At 46.0% G+C, this 13,456-nt stretch carries 14 protein-coding genes; 13 read left to right on the forward strand and 1 reads right to left on the reverse strand.

Annotation, left to right across the window (positions count from 1 at the left end; translation table 11 throughout):
* The first annotated feature begins 6 nt into the window (after nucleotides 1-6).
* From alaS to ACQCN2_RS02695, 4 genes are all read left to right on the forward strand, one after another.
* The gene (alaS, locus tag ACQCN2_RS02680; RefSeq protein WP_426927339.1) at nucleotides 7-2,655 is read left to right on the forward strand and encodes an alanine--tRNA ligase; all 2,649 of its coding nucleotides are present in this window, start codon (nucleotides 7-9) and stop codon (nucleotides 2,653-2,655) included.
* Between the two features lie 99 nt (nucleotides 2,656-2,754).
* Nucleotides 2,755-3,021, forward strand: coding sequence for an IreB family regulatory phosphoprotein (locus ACQCN2_RS02685; RefSeq protein WP_426927340.1), 267 nt, complete (start codon nucleotides 2,755-2,757; stop codon nucleotides 3,019-3,021).
* 10 nt (nucleotides 3,022-3,031) lie between these two features.
* Entirely contained in the window at nucleotides 3,032-3,445 is a 414-nt protein-coding gene (gene ruvX / locus ACQCN2_RS02690) for a Holliday junction resolvase RuvX (RefSeq protein WP_426927341.1), read from the forward strand.
* 8 nt (nucleotides 3,446-3,453) lie between these two features.
* Nucleotides 3,454-3,744 carry a DUF1292 domain-containing protein gene (locus ACQCN2_RS02695; protein ID WP_426927342.1) on the forward strand — a complete coding sequence of 97 codons (291 nt, stop codon included), beginning with the start codon at nucleotides 3,454-3,456 and terminating at the stop codon, nucleotides 3,742-3,744.
* Nucleotides 3,745-3,886: 142 nt separating this feature from the next.
* On the opposite strand, the gene ACQCN2_RS02700 is transcribed toward ACQCN2_RS02695, so the two are convergent.
* On the reverse strand, nucleotides 3,887-4,870 hold the full coding sequence (locus ACQCN2_RS02700) for a S66 family peptidase (protein WP_426927343.1): 984 nt from the start codon (nucleotides 4,868-4,870) through the stop codon (nucleotides 3,887-3,889).
* Between the two features lie 326 nt (nucleotides 4,871-5,196).
* Here ACQCN2_RS02700 and ACQCN2_RS02705 point away from each other — a divergent pair, with 326 nt between their 5' ends.
* From ACQCN2_RS02705 to ACQCN2_RS02745, 9 genes are all read left to right on the forward strand, one after another.
* The gene (locus ACQCN2_RS02705) at nucleotides 5,197-5,631 is read left to right on the forward strand and encodes a hypothetical protein (RefSeq protein WP_426927344.1); all 435 of its coding nucleotides are present in this window, start codon (nucleotides 5,197-5,199) and stop codon (nucleotides 5,629-5,631) included.
* Between the two features lie 107 nt (nucleotides 5,632-5,738).
* Nucleotides 5,739-5,963: a hypothetical protein gene (locus ACQCN2_RS02710; protein ID WP_426927345.1), complete on the forward strand. Its 225-nt coding sequence runs from the start codon at nucleotides 5,739-5,741 to the stop codon at nucleotides 5,961-5,963.
* A 107-nt stretch (nucleotides 5,964-6,070) separates the two neighbouring features.
* A complete protein-coding gene (locus ACQCN2_RS02715; protein ID WP_426927346.1) occupies nucleotides 6,071-6,553 on the forward strand; it encodes a PaaI family thioesterase in 483 nt (160 codons plus the stop codon).
* A gap of 156 nt (nucleotides 6,554-6,709) precedes the next feature.
* Nucleotides 6,710-8,491, forward strand: a complete 1,782-nt coding sequence (gene recQ / locus ACQCN2_RS02720) for a DNA helicase RecQ (RefSeq protein ID WP_426927347.1) — start codon at nucleotides 6,710-6,712, stop codon at nucleotides 8,489-8,491.
* Between the two features lie 288 nt (nucleotides 8,492-8,779).
* Nucleotides 8,780-10,114, forward strand: coding sequence for a histidine--tRNA ligase (locus tag ACQCN2_RS02725; RefSeq protein WP_426927348.1), 1,335 nt, complete (start codon nucleotides 8,780-8,782; stop codon nucleotides 10,112-10,114).
* Nucleotides 10,115-10,302: 188 nt separating this feature from the next.
* On the forward strand, nucleotides 10,303-10,533 hold the full coding sequence (locus ACQCN2_RS02730) for a hypothetical protein (protein ID WP_426927349.1): 231 nt from the start codon (nucleotides 10,303-10,305) through the stop codon (nucleotides 10,531-10,533).
* A gap of 152 nt (nucleotides 10,534-10,685) precedes the next feature.
* The gene (mltG, locus tag ACQCN2_RS02735; RefSeq protein ID WP_426927512.1) at nucleotides 10,686-11,780 is read left to right on the forward strand and encodes an endolytic transglycosylase MltG; all 1,095 of its coding nucleotides are present in this window, start codon (nucleotides 10,686-10,688) and stop codon (nucleotides 11,778-11,780) included.
* 66 nt (nucleotides 11,781-11,846) lie between these two features.
* Entirely contained in the window at nucleotides 11,847-12,509 is a 663-nt protein-coding gene (locus ACQCN2_RS02740) for an O-methyltransferase (protein ID WP_426927350.1), read from the forward strand.
* Nucleotides 12,496-13,440, forward strand: coding sequence for a peptidase U32 family protein (locus tag ACQCN2_RS02745; protein WP_426927351.1), 945 nt, complete (start codon nucleotides 12,496-12,498; stop codon nucleotides 13,438-13,440). The genes ACQCN2_RS02740 and ACQCN2_RS02745 overlap by 14 nt, the downstream gene beginning before the upstream one ends.
* Nucleotides 13,441-13,456 lie beyond the last annotated feature (16 nt).

Genomic DNA, 13,456 nt, shown 5'->3' on the forward strand with positions numbered 1-13,456 from the left:
ACCATAATGAAGAAACTGACAGGAAATCAAATCCGTCAAATGTATCTGGATTTCTTTAAAAGTAAAGGACATCATGTGGAGCCAAGCGCTCCGCTCGTTCCGCACGATGACGCTTCCTTGCTGTGGATCAACTGTGGGATGGCGCCATTGAAGAAGTATTTTGATGGACGAGTTATACCGGATAATCCGCGTATTACCAACTCCCAAAAATCTATCCGTACCAATGATATCGAGAATGTTGGCCGCACAGCGCGCCACCATACTTTCTTCGAGATGCTGGGAAACTTCTCGATCGGGGATTATTTCAAGGAAGAATCGATCACTTGGGCATGGGAGTTCTTGACCAGTCCGGAGTGGATTGGTTTTGATCCAGAGAAATTGTCCGTGACGATTCATCCAGAGGACGAAGAAGCGTTTGAGCTGTGGAATAAAAAAATCGGCATTCCTGAGGAGCGTATTATCCGCTTGGAAGGCAACTTCTGGGATATCGGAGAAGGCCCAAGCGGTCCGAACACGGAGATTTTCTATGATCGCGGCGAGAGCTTCGGCAACGACCCGAACGATCCCGAGTTGTATCCAGGCGGGGAGAACGAACGTTACCTCGAAGTATGGAACCTGGTATTCTCCCAGTTCAATCACAATCCAGACCATACCTATACGCCGCTGCCAAAGAAAAATATTGATACCGGGATGGGTCTCGAGCGTATGGCTTCCGTCATCCAAAACGTAGATAACAACTACGAGACGGACTTGCTCTTCCCATTAATTGAGCGCACCTGTGAAATCGCAGGCGTAACCTATAAAGAAGATCCGGAAAAAGACGTGGCGTTAAAAGTAATTGCAGACCACGCTCGTACCGTTGCATTCGCTATTGGAGATGGAGCTCTTCCTTCCAATGAAGGTCGTGGCTACGTCATTCGACGTTTGCTCCGTCGCGCTGTACGCATGGGCAAATTGCTAGGCGTAGAGAAGCCGTTCTTGTATAGTCTTATTGAAAAAGTAGGCAGCATGATGGGTGCTTACTACCCAGAAATCGTGGAAAAACGCGCATTCATTGAAAAAGTAATCCGCGCGGAAGAAGAACGCTTCCATGAAACCCTGCATGATGGCTTGGTTATTTTGGAAGAGATGGTCAAAGAAGCGAAGGCAAAAGGAGAAACGCAAATCTCTGGCGCAAACACCTTCAAGCTGTACGATACCTATGGCTTCCCGGTTGACCTGACAGAAGACTTCGCTATGGAGCATGGCATCTCTGTAGACCGCGATGGTTTTGAGCAAGCGATGGAAGAACAACGTGAACGCGCTCGCGCCGCTCGTCAAGATGTGGACAGCATGCATACACAAGGTGGGCCATTGGGAGAATTGACGGTTAAGAGTGAGTTTGTTGGGTATACTGAATTGGTAGTAACTACCAAGGTTGTCGCTTTGATTCACGACAATCAATTGGTCGAGGAAGTGCAAGAAGGACAGCAATGTCAAGTCATTCTGGAAACTACTCCGTTCTATGCGGAGAGCGGCGGACAGATCAATGACGAGGGTCTTCTTACTTCCGATACCGTAAAAGGGCGCGTGACTGACGTGCAAAAAGGACCAATGGGACAACACGTGCTCACCGTCGTAATCGAAGCGGGCGTACTCCACAATGGAGAAGAAATCCGCGCAGAAGTGAACCGTGAAGGTCGTATGGCTACGATTAAGAATCATACGGCTACCCACTTGCTTCACCAAGCCTTGAAAGATGTGTTGGGAACTCACGTTAACCAAGCGGGTTCACTTGTGTCACCTGATCGTCTGCGCTTTGACTTCACTCATATCAGCTCCATCGAACCAGAAGAACTGGAGAGAATTGAGCGCATTGTGAATGAGAAGGTTTGGGCGAATATCATCGTGAACATTACCAACAAACCAATCGCTGAAGCCAAAGCGTTGGGAGCAATGGCACTCTTCGGTGAAAAATACGGGGACATCGTTCGCGTCGTTCAAGTAGGCGATTACAGCCTTGAGCTTTGCGGTGGTTGCCACGTCAACAACACAGCTGAAATCGGTCTGTTCAAAATCGTGAGCGAGAGCGGAATCGGTGCCGGAACTCGCCGTATTGAAGCGGTAACGGGACGCGGAGCATTCCAATACCTGAATCAACAGCTGTCTACACTGCGAGAAGTAGCTAATACGGTGAAATCTCCGCAGCTTCATGAAACCCCTGCACGTGTAGAAGCCCTGCAGCATCAAATAAAAGAAGTGCAACGCGAGAACGAATCCTTGCGCGCGAAGCTTGGCAACATCGAAGCCACTTCTCTGAAGGACAAAGTAAAAGAAGTAGGCGGTATCCAAGTATTGGCGGCTCAAGTTTCCGCTACCGATATGGATAACCTTCGCGGTATGGTCGATGAACTGAAAAATCAACTGGGTTCTGCAGTCATTGTATTAGGTGCCGTAGATGGCGATAAAGTGAACCTTGTGACTGGGGTTACCAAAGACTTGATGGATCAAGGTTACCACGCTGGCAAGCTGATTAAAGAAGTAGCTACCCGTTGCGGCGGTGGCGGCGGCGGTCGTCCTGATATGGCTCAGGCAGGCGGAAAAGAGCCGGCAAAACTGGCTGGTGCCCTTGAGTCTGTGTACGGTCTCATCGAGAATCAGGCTTCAGTAAAATAATCTTTGCTAAAGAGATTCCATTCGACAAGGATTTCTGATAAAAAAGGCGAATATGTAGCTAGACATACGATAGAATCTCTGATAACTGAGGTGTTGGTAATGAATTCCATGGACAATACCATGAAGTACACGGTACCTAATGAGACAAACGAAGCGGAAGTAAGGGAAACGTTGACCATCGTCTATCAGGCCCTTCAAGAAAAGGGGTACAATCCCATAACGCAAATTGTAGGGTATCTGCTTTCTGGAGATCCTGCCTTCATTCCACGCCACAACAACGCACGTAGTCTGATTGGTAAGCTGGAGCGGGATCGCGTAATCGAGGAATTGGTAAAAGTGTACCTCTCCACTAACCGTTCGTCATAAGGAGCAACCCATGCGAATATTAGGTTTGGATGTCGGCGATCGGACCATCGGAGTGGCTGTCAGCGACGAGATGGGCTGGACCGCTCAAGGTGTGGAAACGATTAGACGGCAGTCCAAGGTAAAAGATTTTGCAAGGCTACAAGAAATTATTGGGCAATATAATGTGGAGGAGATCGTTGTCGGTCTCCCCAAAAACATGAATGGCACAATTGGCCCGCGCGGTGAGATTTGCCAGGCGTTTGCCGCCGAATTGGAGGAGACGACCTCACTTCCGATTCACATGTGGGATGAGCGTTTAACCACCATGGCAGCGGAGAAGATGCTGATTGCTGCGGATGTAAGCAGACAAAAGCGCAAAAAAGTAATAGATAAAATGGCGGCGACCTTCATCCTGCAAGGATTTTTGGACGCCAAGTCGAGGTGAATGGATAAATGAGCGAAGAAATGGCGAATGAGTTTGAAGTTGGAGAAGTAATTGCGTTATCCGAGGATGGAGACGGAAATACCAGTGATTTCCGTATCATGTACATTTTCGATATTGAAGATCGTTCCTACCTGGTACTTGTTCCAGTCGATCAAGAGGAAGAAGAAGAGTATGAGGTTCACTTCCTGAAATACGATGGAACTGACACCCTTCAACCAATTGAAGATGATGAAGAGTGGGAGCAAGTTGAGGCGACTTTCGAGACATTGATCTCTGAGCTTGAAAACGACGAGATGTAAGAGTAGAGAGGGATATTTTTAAAATATATATAAGAGCTATCGACAGAAAAAGCCTGTATCAATGATTACTTGGTAATCTACGATACAGGCTTTTTTGCTCTTGCTTCTACTAATGCTACCCGATAATTTAAGTGGAATTTTATTACAACTCCAAAATCCGAACTATTTTCTGTGTTGCATTTAATTCGATAATTGCTCCAATCGGCATTGTTACAATAGGGTGAGTATGACAGCAATCAAAATCCGCTAAGATTGGAATGTCAGTGTCCCCGATTACTTCGAGTAAAATATCATATGGTGTTAGCCCTGTTCCTTGATCATCAAACTGTTCATGCTTTCCTAAGATTACACCACTAACCTTGTCGAATACACCGTTTATTTTTAGGAAACTAAAATGCTTTTCAACGATTGCTGCTGTTTTTTTACAGTCTTCAATCATTAAAATATCCCCCTTATGAATAACAGGCATATAAGGACTTCCCCATATACTTAACATTGTCATTAAATTCCCAGCTATTAGCCGACCTGTGACCACACCTTCTTTTACACAAACCCATTCATTAGGATAACTTTTCTTGGAGAGATTTTGTGTCTGCCAATCTAATTGCTCATCTGTCCAAAAGGGATATAGCGGATACTCATATGGAAGCGCTTCACTTTTTATGAGTACATCCTCAAATGATGAAAATGTGTCATTCACATACGGAGGAAATTCTCCTAATGACGAAATCAAGGAAGGTCCATAAAATGTTTTAACACCTGTTATAGCATAAATACCTAACAAAATTGCTGTAACATCTGAATATCCAACAAAAATTTTAGGGTGTTTTTTTATTGCTTCGTAATCTAAATAAGGAAGTAACGAATTTGAATTGCTTCCTCCAACAGACGACATAATACACTTTATTTTTGGACTTCGAATGAGTTGGTTCAACTCTTGAACACGATCCTTTATATTTCCAGATCGATACCCGTCATGTTTTCCAGTAAGACTTCCATCAACGATATCAAATCCTTTACTTTTCATAAACTGTTTGGAGCGTTCGAATCTAGTAGGCGATGTATATGTACCTGGCAATGATGGTGAAAAAATTCCTATTTGATCTCCTTTGTTTAACTGAAACAATCCTTTTCACTCCTATGTATTATTACATGTGAAACCCACACATTTCAGATGATCTAGTAATAGCTTAGCTGGTTCTGATGTAAAGTAAAACTTCCATTTATTCCTCCACCATGTTTGAATGCAAGACCTTTTTACTAAGAAAACGAAAAAAGAACTGAGTGAGTACAAGGCCATACATATGATACAAGATTACTTTCCTCTTCTACTTAAGATTTTCCCTCTCCTTTTTTATTCCATTCATCTTCGTCATTGTACAAATGATGAGTTGGATAATTGAGGAAACGTTTCGGAAATCCGTTCGTCTTAGTAGCGAGGTGATCATGACAATGAAAAAATTCGCTTCCACTCTAGTTCCACTAGCAGCAGCAGTATTCTTGGTGACGGGCTGTTCTGATCAGCAAGCAGGACCAGCTCCGGCCGATCAAAGCCAGGCGTCCCTGGCATCACAACCTGTCCAACAAGAGGGAAGTTCTGGGGTTCAAGCACCTGCGCAGACTACTGGTCAACCTTCTACGACTCCTGCTACTCCAACCAAGTCAAGTGGTTCCCCTAAACTTGTGGTGAAAGAAGGTACCGGGGAATACACCGGTATGATCGACGGGAACTCTGTAGAAATCATCGTCAACGGCGAGCCCAAGGCATTTCGACTGAACGAGGTATCCAAACAAATGGTGGAGAAATTGAAGTCCAAAACCCGTGTTTCGTTCCATTACACCGAGGGAGAGCAGCTGGTTTTACAGGACATTGAAGAAATGAAGTAATTGGACGAAATACACGAAGAAAGGAACTGGTCTTTTCGGCGGCCAGTTCTTTTAATTTTTTGAACCTAATTTCTTCCTTCTTCGTATTACCAGCTAGGAGGGATATCATGAATATCTTGAACGCGTGCATTACTAGAATTGTGATCTTTTATCATAAATTCCAGAATCTAATCCTTACATTATTCGTTATCGGCCTCTTTGACCTGGTGGTGTACGGAGATGCGATGATTTCCTTGTTTGCTTTTCCTGAGTTCGCACCGCTTGTCGTGATGATATTGCTCGGATTAGGTTTATACAAACGTTGGAGAAAACAACGAAAAAAGACGGAGTAATGAATTGAGATTTCATGTTTGGTGTTCCATTTTTGAGAAAATATGATAAAAAGGAAGTAGGCATCTTTTATTGATAGATAATTTCGACGAATAGAGGAGGAACTCAGGTGGAAAAAGTGCTGCAAGCGATTCAAGATGATTATCCGGATGATTTTGCATGGTGCTATGGTTGTGGTCGATTAAATGAGCAAGGCCACCACTTCCGCACAGGTTGGCAAGGAGAGCAGACAGTGACCATTTATTCGCCGGGGGATGAGCATTTGGCTCTACCTGGTTTTGTTTACGGTGGCTTGATTGCGTCACTCATTGATTGTCATGGGACAGGCTCGGCGGCATTGGCCCTGCACCGTAAAAATGGTCATGAGCCCGGAGACAATGCTGAGCCACCTCGATTTGTAACAGCTTCCTTACACGTGGATTTTCTTAAGCCGACTCCACATGGCATTCCATTAAAAGCGATTGGAACGATTCAAGAGATTCACCCGAAAAAATGGAAGGTAGAAACGGAAGTGTACGCGAACGACACGCTTTGCGCTCGTGGCGAGGTTGTCGCTGTGGTGATGCCTAATAGCTTCCTTATGAAGGATTAAGCGAATCATGATAGAATGGAGGACCAGCCTACAGGGTGGTCCTTTTGTCTTATTGGGTAAAAAAATTTGCCCTAGTAATCTTTGATATGGTACGAGTAGAATAGAAAAAGCTTTGGTGAATTCCAAGTAAAATGAATCGAACGCAGGTGATTTGATTTGTTAAACAGAGCAGAAGAAATTCTGAAACAATATTTTGGTTATCAAGCTTTTCGCAAAGGACAAGAAGAGATTGTCCAAAGTTTGCTCGCTGGGCGGGATACGGTGGGCATCATGCCGACAGGCGGCGGTAAATCCATCTGTTATCAGGTGCCAGCGATTCTTTTGGACGGTGTCACGATTGTCATCTCGCCGTTAATATCTCTCATGAAAGATCAAGTAGATGCACTCGTCAGCATGGGAATTCCAGCAACCCAGATCAATAGTTCCCTTGACTATAGCGAGGTGCGGGATCGACTGCAAAAAGCCCGCGGTGGGGAGTATAAGCTGCTCTACATCGCGCCGGAAAGGCTGGAGTCCGAAAACTTTCTCTCTTTAATGAGGGAACTGCCTGTTTCTCTGGTGGCGGTAGATGAGGCTCACTGCGTCTCTTCGTGGGGTCATGATTTTCGCCCCAGCTATTTAAATATCGCCAAATTTCTACGCGATTTACCAACGCGACCGATTGTTGCTGCCCTTACAGCGACAGCTACTCCCGAAGTGACGGAGGATATTCGAAGACAACTGAGTCTTATGAATGAAGGTCTAGTGATTACGGGTTTTGAAAGGAAGAACCTCATCCTGTCTGTTCGCAAGGGGGAGGATAAACGCGCGTTCGTAGTCGATTACCTCAAAGCGAACCACCAGCAAGCAGGAATCGTCTATGCGTCAACCAGAAAAGAAGTGGACGCTCTTCATGAACACTTGCTCAAACGAGGGCTTTCTGTGACCAAATACCATGCTGGGCTAAATGAGGAGGAGAGAGCGGGTAATCAGGAGGCCTTTCTTTTTGATGATGTCAGAGTTATGATCGCCACCAACGCATTTGGGATGGGGATTGACAAGTCTAACGTTCGGTACGTCATTCACTTCAACATGCCCAAAAATCTGGAGGCTTACTATCAAGAAGCTGGCCGCGCAGGCCGCGATGGCGAGCTGAGCGAGTGTATTCTCTTGTATCATCCGCAAGATGTTCAGACCCAGAAATTCTTTATCGAACAAAATCAGCTCACAACCGAGCGAAAAGAATACGAATACAAAAAGCTGTACGCCATGATGGATTACTGCCGGACACCCAGATGCCTGATGCAGCATATCGTCCAGTACTTCGGTGAAACCCAATCAACCGAGTGTGGGCAATGCGGCAATTGCACGAATGATTTGGAACTGCTAGACATTACGGTGGAAGCCCAAAAAATATTTTCCTGCGTCAAACGGATGAAAGAACGCTACGGAGCCTCGCTAGTTGCCCAAGTGCTTAAAGCCTCCAAAAACAAAAAGGTTCTGCAATTCGGGTTTGACAAGCTGCCTACGTATGGCTTGATGAAGGAATATGTGGAGAAAGAGATTATGGAATTGATTCAGCTTCTGATTGCGGAAGGGTATCTCCATGTAACGGAAAGCCAGTACCCGGTTCTGATGGTAACGGAAAAAGCCTTGCCGGTCTTAAAAGGCGAGGAGCAAGTGTGGCAGAAGATTCAGCTTCGACCTGTACAGCGGGAAGCGGATGATGAATTGTTTGAGCGGTTGCGAGAATTGCGCAAAGAGCTATCCCAGCAAGAAGGGGTACCGCCTTATGTCATTTTCCATGACAGCACGTTGAAAGAAATGAGCAGTATTTGTCCTGGTGACAAACAAACAATGCTCACGATCAAAGGAGTGGGAGCGGCCAAATTTGAGAAGTACGGTCAGCTGTTCCTAGACTGCCTGCAAGAGTACGTTCAGACGCATTCAAACGCTTAATGGCCATAAAGGGCTTGCGTTAAAGCGGAAGATTCGATACAATAGCTTCAATTTACTTGTAAGGAGAGTTTTTTCATGTTCGGTTACCGCAATCTAACCAGAATCGAACAACTACATCATCATACGTAAGCGTTTGTGTCTAAGGGATAACTCCCGTAGGTGCAAGCGCTTTTCGTGCTTGTACCTGCGGGCGATATACGAAGCCACGTAGGTATTTTTAATCCTACGTGGCTTTTTTTATTTCACCAATGCCGAATCAACTCGGCTTAAAACGAAAGGATGAGCACAATGGAAGAGATGCTGCGCAATGTGAAGGGGACCAAAGACTATTTGCCAGAGGAGCAGACGATTCGCACCTACATCAGAAGAACCTTGGAAGAGGTATTTGAACAGTACGCATATAAGCCGCTGGAGACACCCATCCTCAACTACTATGACTTGCTCGCCTCCAAGTACGGCGGCGGTGAGGAGATTCTCAAAGAAGTTTATAAGCTTTCCGATCAGGGTGAGAGGGAGCTGGCTTTACGCTATGACTTAACCATTCCTGTCGCCAAGGTGATCGGGATGAATCCAGATATTCGGCTGCCGTTCAAACGGTACGAGATTGGCAAGGTTTTTCGAGATGGGCCTATGAAAGCGGGAAGGTTCCGAGAGTTTACGCAATGTGATGTGGACGTGGTCGGGGTCACATCAGTGCTGGCCGAAGCGGAACTGCTGGTGATGGCGGTTGAGGTGTTTCAGCGTTTGAAGCTTAATGTAAAGATTCAATATAACAATCGGAAGGTTCTGACGGGAATCCTGCTCAGCTTCGAGGTAGCTGAGGAGCGGTTGGGTGACGTAATCCTGACACTGGATAAGGTAGAGAAAATCGGGATAGCAGGGGTCAAGGAAGAACTCAATGACAAACAGATCGAACAAGACACAATCGAGCGAATCACCCAATTCATCCAAGCAGATAACGGTAACACATTAGAGTATATCGGCAAGAACTTCTCCCAGCCGCTTGTTGTGGAAGGACTCCGAGAATTGATGGAGCTACGTGAATATGTGACGAAGGCTGGAGTCGAATCCTATCTGCAGTTCAATCCGTTTCTCGCGAGAGGCCTCAATATTTATACGGGTAGTGTATATGAGATTTTTTTAACAGAAGGCAGAATTACTTCCAGTATCGGGAGCGGCGGACGCTACGACAAGATCATCGGACAACTGCTGGGGAACGATCAGAGCTTCCCTGCTGTAGGGCTGTCGTTCGGACTGGATGTCATCTATGCGGCATTGCTGGAAAAGGGACAGCTTTCATCTGGTCCACTTACCGAAATATTGATTGTTCCCATCGGAACGCAAGCTGAAAGCCTTCAACTAGCCACACGATTACGGCGTCAGGGTCTGCGAGTAGAGATCGAGATGTCTGGGAAACGAGTGAAGAAGGCCTTGGATTATGCGAATAAGGAAGAAATTCCGTTTGTCCTTTTGTTAGGTCAGGATGAGCTGGCGCGAGGCGAAGTAACCCTCAGGAGTATGCGGGAGGGGATCGAGGAGAGGGTTGGGCTATCTGAGGTTGAAGAAAAACTTAACTCGCTTATGAAGAATTTCCAGAAGTCGACATGCTCAGTAATGATCTGACATTTTGCGCGAAATGTGTCATACTAATTCACAGTTTCTTAACGGTTTATTCATAAATTGATGGTCTTAGGCCAACAAGAATCATATAGAATATGGGTGTGAGCAAGACTCCTGACAGGATCCAAATTATGGCTGGGGTAACTTGCACGGAAAAAATCTTGCGAAGAAAAAGCAGGGAGATGAAAATCATGGCAATGGTTTTAGAACGGGAAGCGGTTGAAGCAGTCGATATGGGTACATTGGTTATCGTTTTTGCTTCAGGAGATGTTCAAATGATTGAATCCGTCCCGTTTCATGAATTTAAAAAATGCGAGTCCCGCGGCCACTTTTTAAAAGTCGGAAAGCGATTGATGACGTTAGCTGACAAAGCCGTACGAATCAAATGGTTTGATGATGAAGCATTTGTTTATGGCTACTAATTGATCAAGTCAAATACGCGCACCCTATATAGATAAGAATACGCCATCCGCTGAACCCTTTGGAACACATCCAAAGGGTTCTTTTACTTGAGACAAAATCTTCGGTATAATGAGAGGCGATGCAGGGAAGAGGAGGTTTACTTTTGAACCAAATGAAAAAAGAACGGGGATCCTTGAGAAATGGTACTCCGTCATTCACAGGGAAGCAAAAGAGGAGAAGAAGACCGTTTGGTGTCTATCTTTTCATCATGATTCTTGTACTTGCAGTCGCGATGGGCTATGTGTATTCACAGCTTCAGCCACCTTCGGCAAGCGCGGGTAAAGTGAAACTAGTTTCCATTCCGGCTGGTTCGTCTGTTCGAGACATTGGACAGATTCTTGAAAAAGAAGGGCTGATAAAAAACGCCACGTTATTCAGTTTGTATGTCAAGACAAGAGATAACGGCAGTAAACTCCAAGCTGGAGACTATCGATTTAGTGTTGGACAACCTATTTCCGCGTTAATCGATGATATGGCGGGCGGTAAGGTTGTCGTTGATACCGTTCACTTCACCGTTCCAGAAGGCTGGAACATTAATCAAATCGCAACCTCTCTTGCTGAGAAGGGGATTGTCAACAAAGAGGCGTTCTTGAAAGAGATCGATCACGGTGATTTTTCGGAATTTCCCTTTGTGTCGTCTATTCCTCACAAGGAAGGGCGAAAATATCGGTTAGAGGGCTATTTATTTCCCGACACGTATGAAGTGAAAAAAGGGGCGACGGAGCATGAGATCATCTCCAAAATGCTCGCTCAATTTCAAAAAGAACTGAAGCCAGAGTGGCTAGATGAGCTCAAAAAGCAAAACATTTCGCTGGATGATGCGGTCACCCTTGCGTCCATCGTAGAGCGTGAAGTCGTTGTTGATCAGGAGCGCCCTGTAGTGGCTGGTGTATTCTACAATCGGATACACGATCACTGGATGCTGCAATCCTGTGCAACCATTCAGTTCATTCTTGGCAAACAGCGGGATCGGATTACCTTTAACGATTTGAAGATCCCAAGTCCGTACAATACGTACTTACATCAGGGCTTACCGCCTGGTCCAATCGCCAATCCGGGCAGAGCTTCGCTTCAAGCGGTTGTGGAGCCTGCACACCACGATTATTTCTTCTTTGTCACCAAAAAAGATGGCACCTCCGAACATTACTTTTCCAAAACGTTGGAAGAACACCTGGCTCGCGACGCAAAAAGCAGAGGGAACTGGTAAAAACAATGTTTTCATAGTAAAAATATGATATAATAATTCGGTTATTGCCGATGAGGAGTTACAAGGATGATTACCAATCCAACCATAGATGCTTACCTTCATACATTGGTTCCCAAACGATCTTCCCTTCTCACGCGCTTGGAACAAGAAGCGCATGCGGAGGGAATTCCCATTGTTCAACTGCCAAGCGCACAGTTCATCCGCCTGTTGCTGTTGACGCATCGGCCCAAACGGATTCTGGAAGTGGGTACCGCGATCGGCTATTCGACGATCTGGCTGGCTGAAGCGGCACCCGAAGCGCGGATTGTCACCATGGAGCTGGATGAGGAGAGAATCAAGCGGGCTCGCGAGAATTTTGCCGAGGCTGGTGTAAGCGAACGAATTGAACTTCGTGAGGGAGATGCTACGCTTGGTCTGCCTGAAGGCTATCAATTTGACTGCCTGTTCATTGATGCGGCCAAGGGGCAGTATCTCAAGTTTCTCGAACTGTACTTGCCTCTTCTTGTTCCCGGCGGGCTTGTGATCAGTGATAACGTCTTGTTCCGTGGGCTCGTGGCCACTCCTGAAGAAGCGAATAAACGACAGCGACCGCTCGTCCAAAAAATAGATCAATTCAACAACCATCTTGTCACCCATCCGCAGCTGGAAACGGCTGTTGTGCCAATCGGCGATGGAATCGCCGTGAGTATTAAGAAAGAGAAAGGATCGGATGCACGTGAAGAAGCCTGAACTATTGGTTTCAGCAAAAAGCTTTGCTAGTGTCGTACCGCTATTGGATGCGGGGGCTGATGCTCTCTCCATCGGTGACGCACGATACGGCTTGCGTAATGCCGGGGACTTTACCATAGAAGAGATTAACCAAACCGTAAAAATTGCCCATGAACGCGGTGCCAAGGTATATGTAAATGTGAATGCGCTTTTGCACAATGATGAATTGAATGGCTTGGAGGAGTACCTTGGCCATTTGGATAGCATCGGTGTTGATGGGATTGTGTTTGGGGATCCATCTGTCCTGCTTACCGCGCGTGAAGTAACTCCGAATTTGAAGCTTCACTGGAGCATGGAGATGCTTTCTACCAGTTTTGATACAGTGAACTACTGGGCTTCCAAGGGAGCGACCCGTGCTGTCCTCGCCCGTGAGCTGACCATCGATGAAACCATTGAGAACCGTGAGAATTCAGCAATCGAGATTCAGGCGCAGATTCACGGAGCTACTTGTATCTTCCACTCTAGACGCGATCTGGTCACCGCCTACTTCGGATACCAGGGCAGAGATGTGGAGCAAGAATCGACGGGAATGGAACGCGGACTGTACATGAAGGAAGAGAAGCGTCAAACGGTCAACTACCCGATCTATGAAGACGCCCATGGAACGCATGTGATGAGTGCTGAGGACATCTGTATGATAGACGGTCTGGAGGACTTCATCAACGGCGGTATTGACAGCCTGAAGATTGAAGGGTTATTGCAGACGGAAGAGTACATCCTAACGGTTACCAAGCTGTATCGTCGTGCGATTGATTTGTGCCTCACTGACGTAGAGGCTTACCGTGATCAAGCCATGAATTTCCTTGATCAAATTGAAGCGATCCAACCAGCTAATCGTCCGTTGAACACCGGATTCTACTATAAACCACCGATTCCATACCAAACATCTTAAGAAGTGAGGTGAATTG

The sequence above is a fragment of the Brevibacillus ginsengisoli genome (assembly GCF_050113715.1).
Classification (GTDB): Bacteria; Bacillota; Bacilli; order Brevibacillales; family Brevibacillaceae; genus Brevibacillus_H; species Brevibacillus_H ginsengisoli.

What these genes read in the sequence shown, in the direction of transcription:
- alaS (WP_426927339.1), top strand. Translation starts at nt 7, where the DNA reads ATGAAGAAACTGACAGGAAATCAAATCCGTCAAATGTATCTGGATTTC.
- ACQCN2_RS02685 (WP_426927340.1), top strand. Translation starts at nt 2,755, where the DNA reads ATGAATTCCATGGACAATACCATGAAGTACACGGTACCTAATGAGACA.
- ruvX (WP_426927341.1), top strand. Translation starts at nt 3,032, where the DNA reads ATGCGAATATTAGGTTTGGATGTCGGCGATCGGACCATCGGAGTGGCT.
- ACQCN2_RS02695 (WP_426927342.1), top strand. Translation starts at nt 3,454, where the DNA reads ATGAGCGAAGAAATGGCGAATGAGTTTGAAGTTGGAGAAGTAATTGCG.
- ACQCN2_RS02705 (WP_426927344.1), top strand. Translation starts at nt 5,197, where the DNA reads ATGAAAAAATTCGCTTCCACTCTAGTTCCACTAGCAGCAGCAGTATTC.
- ACQCN2_RS02710 (WP_426927345.1), top strand. Translation starts at nt 5,739, where the DNA reads ATGAATATCTTGAACGCGTGCATTACTAGAATTGTGATCTTTTATCAT.
- ACQCN2_RS02725 (WP_426927348.1), top strand. Translation starts at nt 8,780, where the DNA reads ATGGAAGAGATGCTGCGCAATGTGAAGGGGACCAAAGACTATTTGCCA.
- ACQCN2_RS02730 (WP_426927349.1), top strand. Translation starts at nt 10,303, where the DNA reads ATGGCAATGGTTTTAGAACGGGAAGCGGTTGAAGCAGTCGATATGGGT.
- mltG (WP_426927512.1), top strand. Translation starts at nt 10,686, where the DNA reads ATGAAAAAAGAACGGGGATCCTTGAGAAATGGTACTCCGTCATTCACA.
- ACQCN2_RS02740 (WP_426927350.1), top strand. Translation starts at nt 11,847, where the DNA reads ATGATTACCAATCCAACCATAGATGCTTACCTTCATACATTGGTTCCC.